The following is a 22,849-nucleotide window of genomic DNA, read 5'->3' as shown; positions in this document are numbered from 1 at the left end:
CGGATGCAAAAATACAATTATTTTTTACTATCGCAACAACTGATGATATTTTTTTAATAAGCTTTTGCAAAGAGTACTCTTTTAGAAGATGGTTTACCTGAAACCAGACATGTACCTTCCTCATTTTTAGCGGCTATGGGTATACACCTAATAGTTGCTTTTGTCTCTTCTTTTATCTTATTTTCTGTCTCTATCGTGCCATCCCAATGAGCTGAAACAAATCCGCCTTTCTCCTCTAACACCTTCTTAAACTCATCATACGAATTTACCTCGGTAATATTGTCATAAGTAAAGTCATGAGCCTTTTGATAAAGGTTCTTCTGAATATCATCGAGAAGAAACTTAATTTTCTGAACTATTTCATTTTCTGAAACAGTCTCTTTCGTCAAGGTATCTCTACGGGCAACCTCAAAAGTACCGTTCGCCAAATCACGCTGACCTACCGCCAAACGCACAGGCACACCTTTCAGTTCATATTCATTGAATTTGAAACCGGGCTTATGGGTATCTCTATCATCAAACTTAACCGAAATACCTTTCCCTCTCAACTCTTTTAACAAAGGACCTATTTTTTCAGCAATGGCCTCCAACTGCTCCATCCCTTTATAAATAGGAACGATCACTACTTGAATAGGGGCCAATTTTGGAGGTAAAACCAAACCATTATCATCACTGTGGGTCATGATCAAAGCGCCCATCAACCGAGTTGAAACTCCCCATGAAGTCGCCCAAACGTGCTCTTGCTTTCCTTCCTTGCTTGCGAATTTAACATCAAATGCCTTTGCAAAATTCTGACCAAGAAAATGTGAGGTACCTGCTTGCAATGCCTTACCATCTTGCATCATAGCCTCAATACAATAAGTTTCTAGAGCACCGGCAAAACGCTCACTTTCCGTCTTCAACCCCTTGATTACGGGCATGGCCATATGACCTTCGGCAAATTCGGCATAAACGTTCATCATTTGTTCCGCCTCCTCAATAGCCTCTTTTTCGGTAGCATGCGCCGTATGGCCTTCTTGCCAGAGAAACTCGGCAGTTCTTAAGAACAACCTGGTTCGCATTTCCCAACGTACTACATTGGCCCATTGATTGATCAATAATGGCAAGTCTCGGTAAGACTGAATCCACCTTCGGTAAGTGTCCCAAATGATGGTTTCAGAAGTGGGTCTCACAATCAGTTCCTCCTCCAAGCGCGCATCTGGATCAACAACTATACCCGAACCGTCTTCGGCATTCTTCAGCCTATAATGGGTGACCACAGCACACTCTTTGGCAAACCCTTCAACGTGATCGGCTTCTTTACTTAAATATGACTTGGGTATGAAAAGTGGAAAATATGCATTTTCGTGTCCCGTATCCTTGAACATCTTATCCAATCCCGCTTGCATTTTCTCCCAAATGGCAAAGCCGTAAGGTTTGATTACCATACAACCACGAACCCCTGAATTTTCAGCTAAATCAGCGTTCACTACCAATTCGTTATACCACTTGGAATAGTCCTCGTTCCGCTTGGTCAATTTATTACCCATCCTTGAAAGTTTGGCACAAATCTTGTGACTATGTTAGTAAAATAATTGGGTAAAACTAGTTATTTTTACTATGTTCAACAATAAAAAATTGCGACCATGATATCTTCTCTACCCATCCTAAAATATAGAACTTTTATGCTCTTGAGCATAATTGGTTCACTAGCTGTATCTTGCGGCTCTTATCAATCGGCATCTTACTATGACAATGATGGTATTTATGCCAATGGCAACGAGGTTAGTGTTGAAAGGCCTACTCGTGCGCCACAAAAAAACAACACCGAAAGAAGCAGCACTTATTCCAATTACTTTGGCCAGCAGGCAGAGCTTCTAGATGGTGAGATATTTACCGATGTTGATTCTTACTCAAGTACGGTAGAGAACGATAGCATTCAGGAAAGTCAATTGACCGATTATTACGATAATGCCAACGATTATTCGGGTTATGCGGCATGGGGCGATAACACTACCGATGTATATGTCAATTTTCACGACTACAACTACGGTTGGGCCGGCTGGGGATGGGGCTCTCCTTGGTTATGGAACAACTGGGGCTGGGGTGGAGGCTTCTACAATGGTTGGGGCTACGGCTACCGTCCATTTTGGGGTTATCGATACAGCCCATGGGGCTGGGGTGGTTTCGGCTATGCCGGCTACTACCCATACGGCGGTTTTGGTTGGGGATGGGGCGGTTACGCCACTTGGTGCCCTCCTTACGGTTATTACAATGGATATAACAACTACGGTTACGGAAGAAGAGATTATGTTTATAACAGCTCTAGAAGGGGCTATAACACCAATGCTATTTCTGGAGGTGCTTCTAGGGTAGCTTACAACACAGCTGGAGCAAACAACCGTAACAGGGTTTCATCTGGCTATAGTTCAGCAACAAGAAGTGGCGTAAGCAGAACCGCCACAACCAATAGAAATTCTAGAACTTATCGAAGTGATGGCAACACATATTCCTCAAGAAGAGTAGTCGGTGTTGACCAAAACAGATCATACAGAACGAGTCGCAGCACTAGAACGGCACCATCTTACAACAGCTCTTCTAGAAACGGACAAACCTATAGAAGTTCAACACGTAACTCTCAAACCTATAGAAGTGCTTCACCAAGAACAAGCACCTCAAGCAGAAGTTCCAACAATGGCAACACCTATAGAAGTTCTTCAAGAAGCAACCAAAGCTACCGAAGCACTACGCCAAGGTCTAGCACATATTCTTCGGGAAGAAGCTCAGGAAGCAGTTACAGTTCTGGCAGAAGCTCAGGAGGAGCAGTTCGTTCTTCGGGCGGCGGAGCTTCGAGATCAAGTTCACCCGGTAGCAGCAGAAGAAACTAATCCTTCAATCATTAAACCTATTTTTTCAAAAATTAAGGAATGAAAAGAATTTTAACTTTCATAGGGCTATTGTCATGCTTTATTTCAAACGCACAGACCATAGATGACGTTCTTAGATACAGTCAAGAAAACCTTCAAGGTACAGCCCGATTTCAAGCAATGGGCGGAGCCTTTGGTGCTTTAGGTGGCGATATGTCATCAATCAACATTAACCCGGCGGGCAGCGCTGTATTCAACAACAGCCTATTTACTATTTCTGGAACGTACTACGATACCAATACCGAATCAGAATATAGAGGTTCCTTTTTGCAATCTGACAACAATACGTTAGATATGAACCAATTAGGAGGGGCATTTGTCTGGAAATCTACAGACCCCGATTCTTCTTGGAAAAAAGTCTCTTTAGCTATCAATTATGATATCGTTCAAAATTTTGACGATTTCAGTATTTCAGGTGGCCTCGGAACAGAAGGAATAGATAACTACTTTTTAAATTATGCCGATGGCATTCAACTACAGAACCTAAGAATTAGGGACGGTGAAACGGTTAGCGATGCCTATCTGGATATTGGAGCGACCAATGGATTAGGATTTGGTGGCCAGCAAGCTTTTTTAGGTTTTCAGACCGGCATTATAGAGCCCACCGTAGACGAAGTTGAAAACACCGAATATTTTGCGAATGAGAACTATACGGAGGTTAACCAAGACTATCGGGAGACAACAGGAGGTTACAATAGCAAAGTGATAGTAAATGCAGGAACACAGTTCGAAGACTTTCTTTATCTCGGAGCTGCCATGAATTTCCACACCGTACTTTTTGATAAGTATAGCAGATATAGTGAAGACTTCTTTAATGTAGATGATGAACTGAGAACCGTAAGATTTGACAATCGTTTAAGAACCGAGGGCTCCGGATTTTCTTTTAGCCTAGGGGCTATTGGCAAATTAAACCAATTTGTTCGAATCGGAGGAAGCTATCAATCTCCTACATGGTACAGGCTGAGCGATTCGTTTACTCAAGGCATTAGCTCTAACTACCCTAACCAAGACCCTAATTTCTACTTCTTTGGTATGAGGGATATTAGCATTTTTGATTATCAAATCAAGACCCCTTCAAAATTAACGGGAAGTTTAGCCTTAGTATTTGGGCAAAACGGTTTGCTTAGTTTTGATTACTCATATCAAGATATGTCGAATGCGGAGCTTAGGCCTACGAGCGATTCAGCCTTTGCCAGCGAAAACGAGTATATGTCGCAAGCACTTGGCGGCGTTTCTTCATTAAGGGTCGGTGGCGAATATCGCATTCAAAGGGTTAGCCTGCGAGCCGGTTACAGATACCAACAGAGTCCGTATGCAGATGGCAACATAGTAGGTGACCTACAAGGTATTTCCGGAGGAATTGGATTAAATTTTGGAGGAAGCCGTCTTGACCTTGCCGTGAATCGCAGTGAACAAGATGTATTGCAATATTTCTTTTCGACCGGTATTAATACTCCCGCAGTTTTGAATAGAATCAATACGAATGTAACACTAGGATACACCTTAAATTTTTAGGCTAGAATTACGCGAACAGAACCATAAGACCAAAAAGCCCCGCTTTACGGGGCTTTTTTATATCTATCTTTTTAATGTGAAATTAGCTCTCGTACTTTTTGCTACCACGACCCCTTCTTCATCTTCCTCATATTCAAACCTGAACCAATAATCAGAGGATGGTAACGGCTTGCCATTGTATGTTCCGTCCCATTCTGTATTTGAATTCAACTGAGCCAATAACTTTCCGTATCGATCAAAAACAAATACCACGGGATTGTTCAATGTTTCGATTCCCTTGATATTCCAAGTATCGTTAGCACCATCATTATTAGGAGTGAAAAATTTAGGATAACCCACCACCAAAAACTCGATTGGTTCTGTAGTTCCACATCCATTTTTATCATTGATGACCAATGTATTGATACCGGGAGGCACATCATTAAAAACGGAATCATCTTGAAATTCCCCTCCATTAACGGCATATTCATAATCTCCATCGCCATCAACAAAAATTTCAATATTGTTTCTATCGGGGTCTAAAGTTAAATTAGAATTGAGAAGCTCTACCCTATCCAAAACAGGCGTACCATAAAAAGTTATCAGAATATCATCTAAATAATGTGCACCTTCACTGGTCGTAATATCAACGAAGTAACGACCTGAATTTGGGCTAGAAACGGTAAGGTGAGTCGCCGTGGGACCGGAACCCATTGGTTGATCAATTGTACCATCATCATCAAAATCGACCGACCAAGCGACATTGGCTATATCGGGGCCAGCAGGCGAATTTAATGCCACCAATTCAATATCGGGGTCGCCTTCGCAAGCGTTTATATCCAATCCTAAAAACTCATCACGAAGAGTACAATCTAGAGCCGTGTTCTGGTCCGCTTCTACCGAATTTCCAGTAAAAGTCAATATAAATTCTTCAGGGTCATTATTGGTGTTATTGCTAAAGTTGTTAATCAAGATATAATAGACCTCACCCGGCAATACATCAAGCCACTCGTCATAAGTATTCAGGTTTTGAGTTGTGGAAGGTACACCTGCCTGGCCATCTTCGGGGTTAACCCCAATACCGGTATACCGAGTTCCATTGACCTCGTAATTACAGCGAATAGGCTGCGCCTGGCCACTGCTAATTTCCCCACAGGCAACATCGGGACCATAAACCGCAAAATCCCATTCAGCAGTTATAGTGGTTTCTCCTGGTAAGGGAAGCGCCTCAATATCAAAACCCACCTGCCCTCCTGTACCGGCCCGAAATACATACCAAGAAGTGTTGTTTTCTATGTTGGCGTTACTGACGCTCCCTTTTTCGAGACAACCTGTTTCGGTAATCACTTCCGGATCAAAATCGTCAATATCACCACCGCCGTCAGCCCTCCCCATTATCGGTGCGTCGGCACATACAGGAATGGCCGAACGACAATCAGGGGAATTTTGCGCTTGGGATTGAAGACCAAAAAGCAATACTAAGCTAAGGGCTAGAAGAAATCGCATACAGTTGGAAGCTAAGATTGAACCTGTAGGTATAACTTCGCTCAGCTTGATTTAGTATGTTTCGACCTAATAATTAGACCGTTAATCGACAAAAGACCCAGTTACAAACTCTCAAAGGGATTACTAAAGACCGGAACTACATACTAGCGTTTCAAAGAAAAATGACTATTGATGTATTTGGCCTCAACTACGTTGCCCTCTAAATTGGTATAGGTGAGCTTGAACCAGTAGTCTGTTTCAGGCATGGGCTTTCCATTTAAGAGTCCATCCCAACCTGCACTGTTTTCGTTCAACTGTGTAAGTAGCTTTCCAAACCTATCAAAAATATGAACCACAGGAGATTCTAAAGTTTCGATTCCCTCAATATGCCAATAATCATTTGAACCATCCGAATTAGGTGTAAAGAATCTTGGGAAACCAACCACAATAATATCTTCGCTAACCATACCACAACCGTTTGGGTCATTCACATTGATTGTATGCCTGCCAGGTAAGACTTCATAAAATGTATTAGCTTCTTGAAAGGGGCTATCATCAATTTGAAATTGTAAACTGCGATTGTCTTCGGTTAAGACAGTTACTGTATTATTATTTCTCAAATCATGAACCAATACATCGTTTATTACAGGAGGTCTCGAAACATATACTCTTATAGTTGCTGAATTTTCACAGCTAAAACCAGCTTGATTATTGTAAATATTTAAGGTGAAATCCCCTGCTTCATTCACCACTATAGCAGGAGTTGTTTCCCCAGTACTCCACCGATAGGCATAATTTGGGTCTGGATTATTTTCACCTATAGTGATGCCGTTGGCGTTTTCGCAGATGTAAGCTTCAGTTTCAAAATCTATTTCCGGTGTTTCTAGATTGATTATTTGAAAGCTCTGCGAGGCATCAAAACATCTTGGATTGTCCAAAGAACTGACGCGAACAAAAATGGTCTGGATACCTTGAGTAACCTCAAGCTGTTTTGGCAGAGCATTGATTCCATTAGCTGCGTCGGCTGGCGTTTCGTGATAATTTACCAAGAAATCGTTTGGATCTTGAACGCCCAAAGCTTCCATATCCTTTACAGATAAATCATAAAAATCAGTCCCTTCGCAAAAAGCATCGTCCGCTACAGGATTGGTGGTCGGCGTGGGCGAGAAAGCGACCTGTACATCACTATAAAGGTTTCCTGTAGGCCTTACTACCTCTACACGATACATACCCGATACGCTCACCGCTAGATTGGTGCCGTTTTCCCCTACCAAAGCATTATAACCACTACCATTATCGACAAACCAATTGTAGGCCGTCGCATTCGATGTGGTGGCATCAAGGTTCACAATAGTTCCTTGACAACTTGCAATTGGTGGCCCCAACAGATTATCTATGATGGAACAATCCAACGCATCATATGGGTTCGTGACAAATATCTGTCCCGAAAACTGAATAGAAAAACCCGAATTATTATTGCTGAAATTGTTGATGAATAAATAATAATCTTCTCCCGGCTCTACCTCCAGCCAAGTTTCATATTGCACATTCAAGTCATCGCCCGTAGGATCCTCACCAACACCGATAAAGGCATTGCCATCTTGATTATCGAAAAAATTGCATCGAATGGGCTCTCCTAAAGCCCCACAATCATTGGTTCGATACAGGGCAAAATCCCAATCTTCACCGGTATCGATACCAATATTGAAACCTAATTGCCCCGAAGCACCTGTTCTGAAGCGATACCATGCAGAGTTTGATTCAATCGTACCTTCAAGTGCTCTTTCTAAACAGCCACTCGTTTCCGCAGCATTAAAATCGTCGTTTCCCAGGCCATTGGTACCACCGTTGACCGGGGTATCATTACATATAGGTATTGCATTGGCACAATCAGGTGAAACCTGTGCCTTGGCCATTTGAAAGCCAATTAGAAGAAAAAGTAAGCCTAGTTGAAAGCGATTCATAAAGTAGATTCAACTATGTATCGATAAAAATACCATCGATTGTAGGTTAACACCAATTTATGTTGTGTACATCGGCTTTAGAGACGTAAAGTGCTATATAATGTATATCTTTGCAGTTCGTTTTGGTCAGGTGGTGATAGGGTTTCTATAATTTGCGACTAAAGGAAAAAATAGAAGCTTACCGAGCTTGAACACAGAAACAAATTAGCAGATGAAAATTGACAGTACTTTGGAAAAGCAATTTGAAGAGATGGGAAACGACCACGTTTCTGCCGCCGAGGACACCCCTATGCGAAAAGATGCCTTCGTTCTGAGCGATGAAGAGAAAATTGAACGCATTCAAGCAAATATTAGAGAGGTGATGTTGACCCTAGGCCTAGATTTAGATGATGACAGTTTAAAAGGCACCCCAAATAGAGTGGCAAAAATGTATGTAAAAGAGATTTTTGGAGGCCTGCATCCCGATAGAAAACCAAAATCTTCCACCTTCAGCAATAAGTACAAATATGGCGAGATGCTTGTTGAAAAGAACATCACCTTGTACTCTACTTGCGAGCACCATTTGCTACCGATTGTGGGCAAGGCCCATATAGCCTATATTTCAAGTGGTAATGTGGTTGGGCTTTCAAAAATGAACCGTATTGTCGATTATTTTGCCAAACGCCCTCAAGTTCAAGAAAGATTGAACATTCAGATTGTTAGGGAATTACAGAAGGTATTGGAAACAGAAGATGTCGCATGCGTTATTGACGCCAAACACCTTTGTGTTAATTCAAGGGGTATTAGAGACATCGATAGCAGTACCGTAACCGCGGAGTATGGAGGCAAGTTTAAAGACGAGTCGGTACGAAGAGAATTTTTAGACTACATCAACCTAGACACCAACTTTTAACAGTATCTAGCCGCACATGCCACTTTACGAAAACCAAGAGCTTAAAATATACAACTCCCTTACCGGTACCAAAGAAATTTTCAAGCCTATCAACGAAGGGCATATCGGAATGTACGTTTGCGGACCAACCGTTTACAGTAATGTTCATTTGGGCAACTGTCGCACGTTCATGTCTTTTGATATGATTTTCCGGTACTTAAAGCACTTAGGTTACAAGGTCAGGTATGTCAGAAATATTACCGATGCCGGACACTTGGTAGACGATGCCGAAGACGGCGAGGATAAGATTGCAAAAAAGGCACGTCTTGAGAAATTGGAACCTATGGAAGTCGTGCAGCGTTACACATTAGACTTTCACAATATTTTAGAAAAATTCAATTTTCTACCTCCCAGTATAGAGCCTACCGCAACAGGCCATATTATCGAACAAATTGAGATCATCAAAGATATTCTGTCAAAAGGGTATGCCTATGAAGCGAATGGATCTGTTTATTTTGATGTAGCCGCATTCAACGAAACGAATGACTACGGTAAATTAAGCGGTAGAAAACTCGAGGATATGATTGCGAATACCCGTGAGTTAACGGCCCAAGACGAAAAGAAAAATCCTCAAGATTTTGCTCTTTGGAAAAAAGCGGAACCCCAGCACATTATGAGATGGCCATCGCCTTGGGGCGATGGTTTCCCAGGCTGGCATCTTGAATGCACGGCAATGAGCACCAAATATTTGGGCGAAACATTCGATATACACGGTGGTGGAATGGACCTAAAATTCCCTCATCACGAATGTGAAATTGCGCAGGCCGAAGCCAGTTACGGACAATCACCCGTTAATTACTGGATGCATGCCAACATGCTGACGATGAACGGAAAGAAGATGGCCAAATCTACTGGAAACAACATCCTTCCCGGAGAAATATTTACGGGTGAGAATAAAATTTTAAGCAAGGCATTTGCTCCATCCGTCGTTCGCTTTTTTATGATGCAAGCGCATTACACCAGCATTCTAGACTTAAGCGACGACGCTTTATTAGCCTCTGAGAAAGGTTTCAACAGGCTCATGGAGGCTTTTGCAACGTTACAGAGCTTAACCCCTGCAGGCAGCAATAGCGATTTTGATGTTACTAACTGGAAAGCTTCTTGCTATGAGGCGATGAACGACGATTTCAACACTCCGATTTTAATAGCCCATATTTTTGAAGCTGTCAAGCACATCAACCTTATCAAAGAAGGCAAGGAGCAAATTTCAGAAGTTGACAAAACCCAATTAGAAGAAACTTTACATGCCTTTATCTTTGATATTTTAGGCTTACAACAAAATACAGGTAACAGTAAGGATACCGAAAAACTTTCCGGAGTTGTTGAACTTTTGATTGAATTAAGAAAAGATGCGAGGGTCAATAAAGATTTTGCCACCTCAGATAGAATTCGTGACCAGCTTGCCGAATTAGGCATTCAACTGAAGGACGGTAAAGAAGGAACGACTTTTAGCATTCAATAAAAAAACTGAAAGACAAGACGAAGACATTTTAGTCACTGCTCAACCAAAGCATAACCGCAATGAAGAAAGTATTGATAGCTCCGTTTGTGTTTTTGGTCCGTTTTTATCAATTGGCAATATCTCCTTATACGCCGGCAACTTGTAGGTACTCCCCCACTTGCTCGCAATACACATTAGAGGCTTTAAAGAAACATGGGCTTTTTAAAGGCGGATGGCTCTCCGTTAAGAGAATTGCCAGTTGCAACCCTTGGGGAGGCAAAGGCTACGACCCCGTACCTTGAACAAAAGTCTTGCTTTCTTTCGAAACAATCTCCATCAATAGAAACCACAAAACTTTACCGAAGGCCAAAACCGAAATGCTTATCTTAGCCATCCTAAACCCAAATACATGCACTTTTTAGGTATTATCTGGAATCCGAACGAAACCCTCTTTACCCTAGGCCCCTTACAGATCAAATATTACAACCTTCTCTGGATAGTTGCTTTTGCAGCTGGTTGGTTCATTATGAAGCGTATTTTTTTAAGGGAGAACAAAACGGTAGAGCAACTAGACTCCCTTTTCATTCATACCGTTTTGGCCACCATGTTGGGTGCTCGACTTGGTCATGTCTTTTTTTACGATTGGCCTTACTACAAAAATCATTTGCTTGAAATTCTGCTTCCCATTAGAGAAAGTGCCAACGGCTCTCTTTTTGGTTTTATAAATGGTTATGAATTTACAGGCTTTACCGGACTTGCCAGTCACGGAGCTATTATAGGCGTACTTATTGGCACGTACCTTTATGCCAGAAAATATCCTGACATGAAACCGCTGTGGTTGTTAGACCGAATGGTAGTGCCGTTTGCGCTAGGTGCATTCTGTGTTCGTCTAGGAAATTTTTTCAACTCTGAAATCAACGGAAAGGTCACAGATGAATCTTTTGTTTTTGCCACTAAATTTATTCGTGATTCCGATGACATGCATCCTTCGCAGGCGATGAGCATCACAAAAGAAAAGACAGTAAGTGCTGCTTACGATGCTATTGAAAACAACCCTCAGTTTTCAGAATATTTGGCTCAAATACCTTACAGACATCCTGCTCAATTATATGAGGGAATCGCCTATATTTTCGTATTCGCCTTGCTGTACTTTTTATACTGGAAAACAGACAAAAGAAATAGCACGGGCTATCTCTTTGGCGTGTTCTTAGTGTTGTTATGGACCATCAGATTCTTTGTTGAATTTGTCAAGAAGAGTCAAGGTGGTTTTGAAGAATCTCTGGGCTTGCTTTCTACAGGTCAATGGCTCAGCATACCTTTTATATTAATCGGTCTTTATTTCATGTTCAAACCGAATATTTCAAAAGCTTAAACCAAGCGCCATGAACATTAAAAGTGCTTTCACCATTTTACTCTTGTCAACCCTCATCTTTTTCTCTTGTAAGGATAAGGCGAATAGAGAGGTAAAAATAGAAGAAGTATCTTTTAAAAAAGAAGGTGAACTTCAAATAATCAAGTCAGAATCAGATTCCGTTTTATTGGAACTGAACATTGAAATTGCAGACAACGAATACGAAACCCAGACCGGCTTGATGTATCGGTCAGGTATGGAAGCCAATCAAGCTATGCTATTTGTTTTTCCGAATGTCGCACCGCATTCATTTTATATGAAAAATACTGAATTTGCCCTTGACCTGTTATTCGTAAAAGAAGATATGACCATTGGCAGTATTACAGAAAACGCCAAACCTTTTGACCAGAGCAGCATACCCTCTCGCCTACCTGTACAATACGTTTTGGAAGTGAATGCAGGATTGGTTTCCGAAAACGGAATTGAAATCGGCAATCGTATTCAGTATACAAAAACACCATAGTTGAACAACTTACTTCTCGAAGGGCAAGAAACATCAAGGCTTTTATTTAGAAAAGTAAAAGAGAGCGATTTTGATGAATGGCTTCCTTTTCACCAAGACGAAAGAAGCTCTGAATTCTGGAACGGAATTCCTTCCGACCCACTTGAGGCCTGCAAACAGCAATTTGACCGAATCTTTGAAAGGTATGAAAAGGAATTAGGAGGTATGAATGCCTTGATTCTAAAAGAAAACAATCTCCTGATCGGTTTGAGCGGCTTGTTGATCCAAGAGGTTGACGGCGAACGTGAACTTGAAGTAGCTTATTCTATACTACCCCGGTTTTGGCGTCAAGGCTTTGCTACAGAGGCCGCATTAAAATGCAAAGCCTACGCTGGGCAACAACAACTCGCTCCATCTTTGATTTCAATAATTCAAGTGAACAACCTACCCTCTCAAAAAGTGGCATATAATATGCAAATGACCATCTCTAAAACGACCGTATACAAAAACAATCCGGTTCACATATATCGAATCAATTTATGACAAAATCACATTGGGCCATATTTACTGACAATAATTCATTGAAGGGCGACTTTATTCACTCCCTACAAAAAGGCGCTAATAATGACTTAAAAGAACTTAAAGACTTGAACGGCGCACTATTTTCTAAAAAGGTATTGGAGCGGTTCATAGATGAGGAAGATCGGCACGATACAAAAGTCATTAATGTCGGGAAAAATCAGTCGGTAAAATCGATGTCAAGTGGCGAACAAAAAAAGGCTTTGCTCAATTACTTATTATCGCTCAATCCAGACTTTTTGATTCTCGACAATCCCTTCGATAATCTTGATGTAGAAAGTCAAGCCGATCTTAAAGTGCGACTCAACCAAGTCAGAATGGATGTAATTATTGTTCAACTCATCAGCAGAAAAGAAGATGTGCTGCCATTTACTGACCGTTTTGCCAAACTAACCGGAAAAGAACTATATTTTTATGATAACTCGGAACAACTGACCCCTATTGAGCTACCTAAATCATTTGATAAAAGCATACCTGAACCACCTTTTCACTATGACTATGACAAAGACATACTCATAGAACTTAAAGGGGTGTCAGTGAAGTATTTGGACAAAGCAATTCTTCAAAACATTCACTGGAGCATAAAAAAAGGAGAGTTTTGGGAACTAAGAGGACGAAACGGTAGCGGAAAGACCACAATTTTATCGATGATTACAGGTGAAAACCCTAAAGGTTATGGTCAAGAGCTTTATATTTTCGATAATAAAAAAGGAAGTGGTGAAAGTGTTTGGGAAATAAAGAAGCGCATAGGCTATTTCACACCATCCATTACCGATAAATTTACAGGTTATCACTCCGTAGAACATATGATAATTTCTGGCCTGACAGATTCCATCGGGCTCTATACAAAACCTTCCGAAATTCAAAAAAGACTTGCGAAACAATGGTTGCAGTTAATTGATATGTGGAGTATAAAAGACCATCTATTTCATGATTTGACCATGGGACAAAGAAGGCTCATTATGTGCGCCAGAGCAATGGTAAAACACCCCCCCCTACTAATACTCGATGAACCAACTGCCGGCTTAGATGACCAAAGCGCCGCCCTCTTTGCTGCTTTAGTGAACAAATTTGCAAAAGCAAGCAACACCACCACTATTTTCGTTTCGCATAGAAAAGAACCTGGCCTTAACCCTGATTTGATTTATCAACTAGAAGTTGATGACCAGGGATCAAAAGGTTATGTTATCAAAAACTGATTATTAAAATTGGAAACTAAAAAAGGGCGCTAAAGGCGCCCTTTTTTAATTATATCGATTTGATTCTTATTCTTTCTCAGTGCTTTCTGCTTTCTTGTTTCCAGAACGCAAAGTCTTACTTAACGTATCGTACATCACAGGTGTAGCAATAAACAACGAAGAGTAGGTACCTACAATAATACCAACAATCATAGCAAACATGAAACCTCTTAACGACTCACCGCCGAATATGAAAATTGCCAACAATACTACCAAAGTGGTCATAGAGGTGTTCAACGTACGGCTCAAAGTACTATTAAGAGCTAGATTGATATTGTCACCACCGCGCCATCCTTTCTCGCCGATAATCTCCCTAATACGGTCGAACACGACCACAGTATCGTTCAAAGAATAACCAATCACCGTTAGAATAGCCGCTATAAAAGCTTGATCAATTTCCATATTGAAAGGCATAACAGTACCGAACAAAGAGAAGATACCTAAAACTATCATCACATCATGGAATACAGCAACAACCGCCCCCAAGGAGAATTGCCATTTACGGAAACGTAAAAGTATGTATAAGAACACTACTGCCAATGAACCTAATATAGCCAAGAAGGCGTTCTTCTTGATATCATCAGCAATCGTCGGACCTACTTTAACAGATTGTAATATTCCTATAGAGTCATCACCACTACCTGCAATAAAATCTTCTTTACTAGTCTCCGATGGAAGGTACTTTTGAAGCGCAGTATACAGCTTATCCTGTATTTCATTATCCACTTCCAAGCCTTCAACATCTACTTTATAAGGCGTAGTAATCTTAATCTGATTTTCTTCACCAAAGGTCTTTACATTGGTTCCGCTACCAAAAACGCCATTAAGTTCAGATGCGATTTCAGATGAGTTAACAGGCTCTTCAAAACGAACCTGGTAAGATCGACCTCCAACAAAATCGACCCCTTCCTGAAGCCCGTTAGTCAATAAGCTAAATACGCCAACACCTACCAAAACTGCCGAAAGTATATAGGCAATTTTACGTTTTGATAAGAAATCAATATTGATATTCTTAAATAGGTTCTTGGTAGCACCCGTGGCAAAATCCAATCTTCTGGTTTTACCTTGTAAATACCAATCAACCAACAAACGGGTAATGAATATGGCCGTAAATAAAGATGTCACAATACCTATAAGTAAGGTGGTTGCAAAACCTTTAATTGGGCCTGATCCAAATATGAAAAGGATTATAGCCGTTAGACCCGTGGTTATGTTCGCATCTAAAATAGATGAAAGTGCATTACTGAAACCATCTGAGACCGCTTGCGCCTTTCCTTTGCCCTTTGCTATCTCTTCTTTGATACGTTCAAAGATAAGTACGTTCGCATCTACCGACATACCAATGGTAAGAACGATACCCGCGATACCAGGCAAGGTAAGAACCGCGCCCAAACTTGTAAGAACACCAAAAATCAAAAGAATGTTCAACAATAAAGCAATATCAGCAAATACACCGGCACGACCGTAATAGATGATCATCCAAACTAAAACGAACACCATGGCAATGAGAAACGACATAAAACCGCTATCGATAGCTTCTTGACCTAATGAAGGACCAACGATGGTAGCTTGAATAATTTCAGCGGAAGCAGGAAGCTTACCAGCCCTCAAAACGTTCGCAATATCCTTAGTTTCGTTTACCGTGAAATCACCGGTAATTTCAGAGCGCCCACCTGAAATAGGTCCGCTAGAAACACCTGGGGCGGTGTACACTTTGTTATCAAGAACAATAGCTATACCTGTTCTGTTATTATAAGCATCACCGGTCAGGGTTTCCCACTCTTTGGCTCCCTTTGTATTCATGGTCATTGAAACGGCAGGCTTTCCACCAAGGTCAAAATCGTCCCTTGCATCGCTCACAACATCGCCACTAATTCTTGGCACACCGTCACGGTTCGATTTTAAGGCAAAAAGTTGAACTACCTCAGCATCCTCAGACGGTCTTTCCCACAAGAACTTTACAAATTGCATGTTAGCAGGCAACAACCTTCTAATTTCCTTCATGCGTAAGTAAGAGCCTATCTCAGCCGTATCTTTAACCGCCGCAACACCTACTGCATAACTAGGAGCACCCAACTGAAACTTTTCAAAAAGAGGGTTTCTTTGATTGGCAAGATCCAACGAATCTTGCGACACATCCGATAAAAGGGAATCTAACTCCGACTCCTCCTTAACAGGTTGTTCTACCTCATCGGTATCAATCAATGACTTTAATTGCTCATTGGCCTGAAAAAAGAAACCTTGAAGTTCTGAATTATTAGGTTGATAAGTTTCCCAAAATTCGAGTTGAGCGGTACTGGACAATAAGTCTTGTGCCCTAGCAATATCACGCGCACCTGGCAATTCGACCAAAATACGACCAGAATTACCTTCTCTCTGAATGTTTGGCTGGGTAACCCCAAAACCATCGATACGCTCACGAAGCACCTCAAAGGCTGATACAATCGACTCATCAATCTTTCTTCTGATGATAGGTTTTACCTCTTCATCACCCATTTGAAAATTGATCTCATCGCTCAAACCTTTATTAGCGAATATATCAGGTGAGGCCAATTTGGTTTCACCACTTATATCGTCCCATGCTTCGAAAAATAATTCTACATAGGTATTATCGCTATTTTTTGATGCCGCATCTGCATCGGCCAACGCTTTATTGAAAATAGGATTTTTACTGTCATTGGCGAGACCTTTAAGAATGTCTTTAACCGAAATTTGAAGGGTTACGTTAATACCTCCTTTAAGGTCAAGACCCTTGTTCAATTCTTTTTTCTTGGCCTCATTATAATTAGTATAGCCTAAAATTGTATTGTCTCCAATAGAATCTAGGTACTGAGCTTCTAAAGCCTCTCTTTTGGCAATATAACCTTCTTCAGACTCCGAAATACGGCTTACAGCAAAGGCTTCAGCATCATCTTCGGCCTTATTGGTGATAAATGTGTAGGATAATTGATAGATACTCACCAGCCCAAACAATAGGGCGAAAAGCTTTATAAGTCCTTTATTTTGCATCGATTACAAGAATTTAATGGGTGCTTTTTCTAATAGCGTGCAAATATATGATTTTCCATTAGGAATTGGCAATATATTTGATAGTTATTCTATGAGATAAAACTCGTCAAAGTTAGGCTTTAAAGCAGAAAACAACGATTATAAACTCGTTTTATTACCAAATCAATAATTTACAACCTGTTTATATGGAAGTTTTTAAGCCACTAAATTGATCAAATTCAATTGATACAAAACAAAAAAATCCGTCCAGTGTTCTGGACGGATTTTTATTTAATAGTCTGGAAGACTTATACTTCTAGAAGACCGTTTGTTTTTCTAACACCTTCTGCACTTTCTTTCATCTTAGCTTTCTCGGCATCACTTAAAGGTACATCTACTATTTTCTCGATACCGTCTTTACCTAATATAACCGGTACCCCGATACAGATATCATCTAAACCGTATTCACCCTCCAAGAAGGTAGAACAAGGAAAGATTTTTTTCTGGTCACAGGCAATGGCTTGTACCAAACCTGATACTGCCGCTCCAGGGGCATACCAAGCACTGGTTCCTAAAAGCTTGGTCAAAGTGGCCCCGCCTACTTTGGTATCTTCAGCAACCTGTTGAAGCCTATCTTCTGAAAGAAATTCAGATACCTTAATACTGTTTCTTGTAGCATGCGACGTTAAAGGCACCATACCCACATCGCTATGACCACCGATTACCATACCATCAACATCAGAAATTGGCGCTTCTAAAGCCTCGGCCAAACGGTATTTGAACCTTGCGCTATCTAGAGCACCACCCATACCTATAATCTTGTTTTTGGGCAGATTGGTAGTTTTATGAACGAGATAAGTCATCGTATCCATTGGGTTACTAACCACAATCATGGTAACGTTGGGTGAGTGTTCAATCAAACTAGAAGCTACCGATTTAACGATACCAGCGTTGATGCCGATTAATTCTTCGCGGGTCATACCTGGTTTTCTTGGTATTCCTGAAGTAATAACCGCTATGTCACTATTGGCGGTTTGAGAATAGTCGTTGGTAACACCGGTTATCTTGGTATCAAATCCGTTCAATGACGCGGTCTGCATCAAATCCATCGCCTTACCTTCGGCATATCCTTCTTTAATATCCAGCAATACAACTTCTGAAGCGAAATTTTTAATGGCAATATATTCGGCACAGCTTGCACCAACTGCCCCAGCCCCTACTACGGTAACTTTCATGTTTACTTTTTTATAGTTTAACAGTATTTATTTGTTCAATTTTCTTTCGAGTAACACAGATGTGATATCAGACAAAATCACCTCGTTTCAAAGTGAAAATTTCATTTCAACAGCCCGTAAATCGAAAGATTTCAAAAATAATGAATCTTAAAGGAATACCGATTTAAAAACATAGCTAATTCTCATATTTCCGATCCGAGGAAAAGCATCGATGAAATGCATTCTTGTTAAAAATTAACACCGTTCAACGAAGATAAAAGCAAAAAGGTACCGTACATCGAATTTTAATAATAGCCGTCGAGAAAGTACCGTTCTAGAATGTATAAACCCCGAATCAAAAAAACCTACATGATGAAAAAGCTTTTTTCATTGCTCGGCATCGTTGCCATCGTTTTGGCAAGTAACTGCTCCCGAATTCCCGAAAACAATGATGAAGTTATTGGCATTTGGACGGATGTGGAAGTAAAAGCAGCCAGTACTACTGCCAAACAACAAACCATTAGACAAGAATGGATCTTCAACGACGCTTATTTAGGTAGGTATCACGAAAAAACAAATGGTTCCATCACGTTCAAAACCGACTTTAAATGGAGTATGGAGGACAATGTGTACACTATAACATACCCTGGTACTGACATGCCCGAAGAACATGTATCAATGCAATCGGTCAGCGGAAGCTCAGTTTTGGCCGACGCCCAAGGAAACACATTTGCCACCAAAGAATAATTTTATACTAGGTTCAAATACGCGAAAAAGCCGCAATCAATTTTCGATGGCGGCTTTTTATTTTAAATAATTTCAGTCAAGTTTACGCGTCTATATTCGCATAAACTGCATTTCGTTCAATAAAGTCTCTACGTGGTGGCACCTCATCGCCCATTAACATAGAGAAAACACGATCGGTTTCCGTCGCATTATCGATGGTAATTTGCCTTAAAGTTCTAAACTCAGGATTCATTGTAGTATCCCACAACTGCTCAGCGTTCATCTCACCCAGACCCTTATAGCGCTGAATGTTCACACCTCCACTATAGCTCTTTGCAATCTCATCACGTTCCTTATCTGACCAAGCATAACGTTTCTTATTGCCCTTTTTCACCAAATACAATGGCGGTGTAGCAATATAGACGTGCCCCCCTTCAATCAATTCTCTCATATAGCGGAAGAAAAAGGTCAAAATAAGGGTTTCGATATGGCTACCATCGACATCGGCATCACACATGATGACTACTTTATGATAGCGTAATTTTTCGAGGTTCAATGCCTTACTATCCTCTTCAGTACCTATGGTAACACCTAAGGCCGTATAGATATTCTTGATTTCCTCATTTTCGAAAACCTTGTGCTGCATGGCCTTCTCAACGTTCAAAATCTTACCTCGTAACGGCAAAATTGCCTGAAAACGACGGTCACGTCCCATTTTGGCCGTACCACCTGCAGAATCACCCTCAACAAGAAAAACTTCACATTGCGCAGGGTCTTGTTCTGAGCAGTCAGATAATTTACCTGGCAAACCACCAATGCTCATGACCGTTTTTCGCTGTACCATTTCCCTAGCCTTGGTAGCGGCATGTCTGGCTTGCGCGGCCAAAATAACCTTCTGAACGATTACCTTGGCATCATCAGGATGCTCCTCTAAATAGTCGGTCAACATTTCAGAAACCGCCTGACTTACTGCGGCAGAAACCTCTCTGTTACCCAATTTAGTCTTCGTCTGGCCCTCAAATTGAGGTTCAGCTACCTTCACCGATACAATTGCGGTAAGACCCTCTCTAAAGTCGTCTCCTTGTACTTCGAACTTTAGTTTATCCAACATACCCGATGAATCGGCATATTTCTTCAGGGTCGTTGTAAGACCCCTTCTAAAGCCTGAAAGGTGTGTACCTCCTTCATGGGTATTGATATTGTTCACGTAGCTATGCAGGTTTTCGGTATAGCTAGTGTTATAAATCATCGCTACTTCAACGGGAATATCGTTTTTCTCCCCTTCCATAGAAATAACGCTTTGAATCAATGGTTCTCTTGTACCATCCAAAAACTTAACGAACTCGCTAAGACCGGCATCCGAATAAAACGTTTCGGAAACAAACTCACCGTTCTCATCTTTGTGGCGCCTATCGGTAATACTAATGGTTACCCCTTTATTCAAAAAGGATAGCTCGCGCATTCTATTTGAAAGCGTTTCATAGCTATATTCGGTTGTTTGCGTAAAGATGGTATCATCAGGTATGAAGGTTACTATCGTACCCGTTTCATTGGTTTCTCCGACACTTTTTACAGGATAAAGTGACTTCCCCCTTTCATATTCCTGCTCCCAAACCTTACCGTCTCTATGGACGGTAGCTTTCAAATGGTTCGAAAGGGCATTAACACAGGAAACCCCCACACCGTGAAGACCACCCGAAACCTTATAGGAATCTTTATCGAACTTACCACCGGCACCAATTTTAGTCATTACGACCTCAAGTGCAGAAATACCTTCTTTCTTATGTAAATCAACAGGAATACCCCTACCGTTATCTTGACAGGTAATGGAGTTGTCTTCGTTGATGATAACGCTTATTTTATCACAATACCCACCCATGGCCTCATCGATAGAGTTATCGACCACTTCATAGACCAAATGGTGAAGACCCCTGACACCAACATCACCAATATACATCGAGGGGCGCATGCGCACGTGCTCCATACCTTCAAGGGCCTGGATACTGTCCGCCGAATATTTTTTCTTGTTTTCGTCTTTGCTATTCGCTTCTTCGCTCATAAAATTAACAGGTTGTTAGACTTAATTTTTGGCAATCTCGCAAATATACGGAATACCCTATAGAATATAGGGTTTTAGCACTTTATTAACCTCTAAGTTATCAACAAATATTGTGGAAAATTACCCTTTTGCAAGTACAAAAAATAAAACCCCGTCAGCAATCGACTGACGGGGCCATATTATAACAAACACATAACTTTTTTATTTGACGTAGGCATCTGTGTGCACTTTGGCCACAGCTCTACCAGACGGGTCGTTCATATTCTTGAACGCTTCATCCCACTCCAGTGCAATTTGTGTGCTACAGGCTACCGACGCTTCTTGCGGAACGCTCAATGCCGCTGCATCTGAAGGAAAGTGAGATTCGAATATCGATCGATAGTAAAACTCTTCTTTTGATGTTGGAGTTTGAATAGGGAAACGATATTTAGCGTTGGACAATTGCTCGTCGCTTACTTCGGCATTTACGATTTCTTTCAAAGTATCGATCCAACTGTAACCAACTCCATCAGAGAATTGCTCTTTCTGTCTCCATGCAACGCTTGCCGGAAGGTAATCTTCGAAAGCTTTACGCACAACCCACTTCTCCATACGCTCTCCGTTGATCATTTTATCTTGAGGATTGATGCTCATCGCTACATCAATAAACTCTTTATCTAAAAACGGAACCCTACCTTCAATACCCCAAGCAGCCAAAGATTTATTGGCTCTCAAGCAGTCGTACATATGCAACTTGCTTAACTTTCTAACCGTTTCCTCATGAAACTCTTGGGCGTTAGGCGCCTTATGAAAGTATAGATAACCACCGAAAAGCTCATCTGCACCTTCACCCGAAAGTACCATTTTGATACCCATCGATTTAATGACACGTGCCATTAGGTACATAGGTGTAGACGCACGAATGGTAGTGATATCATAGGTCTCTAGGTTGTAGATAACATCTTTAATGGCATCTAAACCTTCTTGAATGGTAAATTTAATCTCGTGATGCACCGTACCGATATGGTCGGCCACTTTTTGTGCCGCAGCCAAATCAGGAGAACCTTCTAGACCTACGGAAAATGAATGTAGTTGAGGCCACCAAGCATCGGCCGTGTCCCCTGACTCGATTCTCTTTTGCGCATATTTTTTGGCAATGGCAGAAGTAACCGAAGAATCAAGCCCTCCTGACAATAAAACCCCATAGGGTACATCAGACATTAATTGACGGTGCACTGCCGCCTCTAGGGCTTCCTTTATTTTTTGAATACTGGTCTCATTTTCCTTTACTGCATCATATTCCATCCAGTCACGTGAATACCATCTTTTAAACTCGCCATCATCGCTATGAAGGTAATGACCGGGAGGAAATAGTTCAATCTTTGAACAAGTACCTTCCAGTGCTTTTAACTCAGAAGCAACATAAAAAGTACCGTTCTGATCCCACCCGATATACAGGGGAATAATTCCCATATGGTCACGAGCTATAAAATAAGAATCGTTCTCGGCATCATAAATTGCAAAACCGAAAATACCGTTCATCTCATCTATAAACGAAGCTCCCTTTTCTTGATACAATGCCAAGATAACCTCACAATCAGATTCGGTCTTGAAATTGTATTTACCCTCAAATTGCTTTCGCAACTCTCTATGGTTATATATCTCACCATTGGCCGCTAAAACAAGTTTACCATCTTCACTGAACAAAGGCTGTTTACCCGATGCCGGGTCTACAATGGCCAAACGCTCATGAGCCAAGATAGCTTTCTCATCTGCATAAATACCACTCCAATCCGGTCCACGATGTCTAACTTTTTTAGACATCTCAAGCAACTGTGGCCTTAAGGCTTCTGAACTTTCCTTTAAATCAAAGGCACATACAATTCCGCACATATCATTGTAATTATTAGTAATTTGAAAGCAAAGATGGACTTATAATTTCAATTATAAAACACATTTCTATTTTAGATTACACATAAAAACTTTTTAAGC

The 22,849-nt window shown here is 41.0% G+C and carries 17 protein-coding genes; 10 read left to right on the top strand and 7 right to left on the bottom strand.

Features of this window, described 5'->3' with window-relative positions:
- Positions 1-53: 53 nt before the first annotated feature.
- The gene (gene proS, locus IL356_RS08595; protein ID WP_121849863.1) at positions 54-1,529 is read right to left on the bottom strand and encodes a proline--tRNA ligase; all 1,476 of its coding nucleotides are present in this window, start codon (positions 1,527-1,529) and stop codon (positions 54-56) included.
- 135 nt (positions 1,530-1,664) lie between these two features.
- Here proS and IL356_RS08590 point away from each other — a divergent pair, with 135 nt between their 5' ends.
- Together IL356_RS08590 and IL356_RS08585 are read left to right on the top strand one after the other, a co-directional pair.
- Complete coding sequence (locus tag IL356_RS08590; protein ID WP_121849864.1) at positions 1,665-2,867, top strand: hypothetical protein; 1,203 nt, start codon at positions 1,665-1,667, stop codon at positions 2,865-2,867.
- 39 nt (positions 2,868-2,906) lie between these two features.
- The gene (locus tag IL356_RS08585; RefSeq protein ID WP_121849865.1) at positions 2,907-4,421 is read left to right on the top strand and encodes an OmpP1/FadL family transporter; all 1,515 of its coding nucleotides are present in this window, start codon (positions 2,907-2,909) and stop codon (positions 4,419-4,421) included.
- A 63-nt stretch (positions 4,422-4,484) separates the two neighbouring features.
- On the opposite strand, the gene IL356_RS08580 is transcribed toward IL356_RS08585, so the two are convergent.
- Together IL356_RS08580 and IL356_RS08575 are read right to left on the bottom strand one after the other, a co-directional pair.
- Positions 4,485-5,906, bottom strand: coding sequence for a T9SS type B sorting domain-containing protein (locus IL356_RS08580; protein WP_121849866.1), 1,422 nt, complete (start codon positions 5,904-5,906; stop codon positions 4,485-4,487).
- Positions 5,907-6,049: 143 nt separating this feature from the next.
- Entirely contained in the window at positions 6,050-7,801 is a 1,752-nt protein-coding gene (locus IL356_RS08575; RefSeq protein WP_225621418.1) for a T9SS type B sorting domain-containing protein, read from the bottom strand.
- Between the two features lie 259 nt (positions 7,802-8,060).
- On the opposite strand from IL356_RS08575, the gene folE reads away from it, so the two are divergent.
- The 7 genes from folE (at position 8,061) to IL356_RS08540 (ending at position 13,852) form a co-directional block, all read left to right on the top strand.
- Positions 8,061-8,741, top strand: coding sequence for a GTP cyclohydrolase I FolE (folE, locus tag IL356_RS08570; protein ID WP_121849868.1), 681 nt, complete (start codon positions 8,061-8,063; stop codon positions 8,739-8,741).
- 16 nt (positions 8,742-8,757) lie between these two features.
- The gene (gene cysS, locus IL356_RS08565; RefSeq protein WP_121849869.1) at positions 8,758-10,242 is read left to right on the top strand and encodes a cysteine--tRNA ligase; all 1,485 of its coding nucleotides are present in this window, start codon (positions 8,758-8,760) and stop codon (positions 10,240-10,242) included.
- Between the two features lie 59 nt (positions 10,243-10,301).
- Entirely contained in the window at positions 10,302-10,523 is a 222-nt protein-coding gene (gene yidD, locus IL356_RS08560) for a membrane protein insertion efficiency factor YidD (protein ID WP_121849870.1), read from the top strand.
- Between the two features lie 107 nt (positions 10,524-10,630).
- Positions 10,631-11,593, top strand: coding sequence for a prolipoprotein diacylglyceryl transferase (lgt, locus tag IL356_RS08555; protein WP_121849871.1), 963 nt, complete (start codon positions 10,631-10,633; stop codon positions 11,591-11,593).
- A gap of 10 nt (positions 11,594-11,603) precedes the next feature.
- Positions 11,604-12,095, top strand: a complete 492-nt coding sequence (locus IL356_RS08550) for a DUF192 domain-containing protein (protein WP_121849872.1) — start codon at positions 11,604-11,606, stop codon at positions 12,093-12,095.
- Positions 12,096-12,617: a GNAT family N-acetyltransferase gene (locus IL356_RS08545; RefSeq protein WP_121849873.1), complete on the top strand. Its 522-nt coding sequence runs from the start codon at positions 12,096-12,098 to the stop codon at positions 12,615-12,617.
- Positions 12,614-13,852 (top strand): ATP-binding cassette domain-containing protein, encoded by a 1,239-nt coding sequence (locus IL356_RS08540; protein ID WP_121849874.1) that lies wholly within the window; start codon positions 12,614-12,616, stop codon positions 13,850-13,852. Before IL356_RS08545 ends, IL356_RS08540 begins: the two co-directional genes overlap by 4 nt.
- 66 nt (positions 13,853-13,918) lie before the next feature.
- Here IL356_RS08540 and secDF read toward each other — a convergent pair whose 3' ends face one another.
- Together secDF and mdh are read right to left on the bottom strand one after the other, a co-directional pair.
- Positions 13,919-16,900 (bottom strand): protein translocase subunit SecDF, encoded by a 2,982-nt coding sequence (gene secDF, locus IL356_RS08535; protein ID WP_121849875.1) that lies wholly within the window; start codon positions 16,898-16,900, stop codon positions 13,919-13,921.
- Positions 16,901-17,187: 287 nt separating this feature from the next.
- Entirely contained in the window at positions 17,188-18,114 is a 927-nt protein-coding gene (gene mdh, locus IL356_RS08530) for a malate dehydrogenase (RefSeq protein WP_121849876.1), read from the bottom strand.
- A 348-nt stretch (positions 18,115-18,462) separates the two neighbouring features.
- On the opposite strand from mdh, the gene IL356_RS08525 reads away from it, so the two are divergent.
- Complete coding sequence (locus IL356_RS08525; RefSeq protein ID WP_225621417.1) at positions 18,463-18,840, top strand: hypothetical protein; 378 nt, start codon at positions 18,463-18,465, stop codon at positions 18,838-18,840.
- An 82-nt stretch (positions 18,841-18,922) separates the two neighbouring features.
- Here IL356_RS08525 and gyrB read toward each other — a convergent pair whose 3' ends face one another.
- Together gyrB and asnB are read right to left on the bottom strand one after the other, a co-directional pair.
- Complete coding sequence (gene gyrB / locus IL356_RS08520) at positions 18,923-20,878, bottom strand: DNA topoisomerase (ATP-hydrolyzing) subunit B (protein ID WP_121849877.1); 1,956 nt, start codon at positions 20,876-20,878, stop codon at positions 18,923-18,925.
- A 201-nt stretch (positions 20,879-21,079) separates the two neighbouring features.
- Complete coding sequence (gene asnB, locus IL356_RS08515; RefSeq protein ID WP_121849878.1) at positions 21,080-22,750, bottom strand: asparagine synthase B; 1,671 nt, start codon at positions 22,748-22,750, stop codon at positions 21,080-21,082.
- Positions 22,751-22,849 lie beyond the last annotated feature (99 nt).

The sequence above is a fragment of the Euzebyella marina genome, assembly GCF_014855515.1.
GTDB lineage: Bacteria > Bacteroidota > Bacteroidia > Flavobacteriales > Flavobacteriaceae > Euzebyella > Euzebyella marina.
Note: the sequence above shows the minus strand (reverse complement) of the source record. Positions and strands in the feature narration are given on the sequence as shown.

Bases quoted from the DNA above. Each gene is read 5' to 3' on its own strand.
- proS (WP_121849863.1), bottom strand. From the start codon at position 1,529: ATGGGTAATAAATTGACCAAGCGGAACGAGGACTATTCCAAGTGGTAT.
- IL356_RS08590 (WP_121849864.1), top strand. From the start codon at position 1,665: ATGCTCTTGAGCATAATTGGTTCACTAGCTGTATCTTGCGGCTCTTAT.
- IL356_RS08585 (WP_121849865.1), top strand. From the start codon at position 2,907: ATGAAAAGAATTTTAACTTTCATAGGGCTATTGTCATGCTTTATTTCA.
- IL356_RS08580 (WP_121849866.1), bottom strand. From the start codon at position 5,906: ATGCGATTTCTTCTAGCCCTTAGCTTAGTATTGCTTTTTGGTCTTCAA.
- IL356_RS08575 (WP_225621418.1), bottom strand. From the start codon at position 7,801: ATGGCCAAGGCACAGGTTTCACCTGATTGTGCCAATGCAATACCTATA.
- folE (WP_121849868.1), top strand. From the start codon at position 8,061: ATGAAAATTGACAGTACTTTGGAAAAGCAATTTGAAGAGATGGGAAAC.
- cysS (WP_121849869.1), top strand. From the start codon at position 8,758: ATGCCACTTTACGAAAACCAAGAGCTTAAAATATACAACTCCCTTACC.
- yidD (WP_121849870.1), top strand. From the start codon at position 10,302: ATGAAGAAAGTATTGATAGCTCCGTTTGTGTTTTTGGTCCGTTTTTAT.
- lgt (WP_121849871.1), top strand. From the start codon at position 10,631: ATGCACTTTTTAGGTATTATCTGGAATCCGAACGAAACCCTCTTTACC.
- IL356_RS08550 (WP_121849872.1), top strand. From the start codon at position 11,604: ATGAACATTAAAAGTGCTTTCACCATTTTACTCTTGTCAACCCTCATC.
- IL356_RS08540 (WP_121849874.1), top strand. From the start codon at position 12,614: ATGACAAAATCACATTGGGCCATATTTACTGACAATAATTCATTGAAG.
- secDF (WP_121849875.1), bottom strand. From the start codon at position 16,900: ATGCAAAATAAAGGACTTATAAAGCTTTTCGCCCTATTGTTTGGGCTG.
- mdh (WP_121849876.1), bottom strand. From the start codon at position 18,114: ATGAAAGTTACCGTAGTAGGGGCTGGGGCAGTTGGTGCAAGCTGTGCC.
- IL356_RS08525 (WP_225621417.1), top strand. From the start codon at position 18,463: ATGATGAAAAAGCTTTTTTCATTGCTCGGCATCGTTGCCATCGTTTTG.
- gyrB (WP_121849877.1), bottom strand. From the start codon at position 20,878: ATGAGCGAAGAAGCGAATAGCAAAGACGAAAACAAGAAAAAATATTCG.
- asnB (WP_121849878.1), bottom strand. From the start codon at position 22,750: ATGTGCGGAATTGTATGTGCCTTTGATTTAAAGGAAAGTTCAGAAGCC.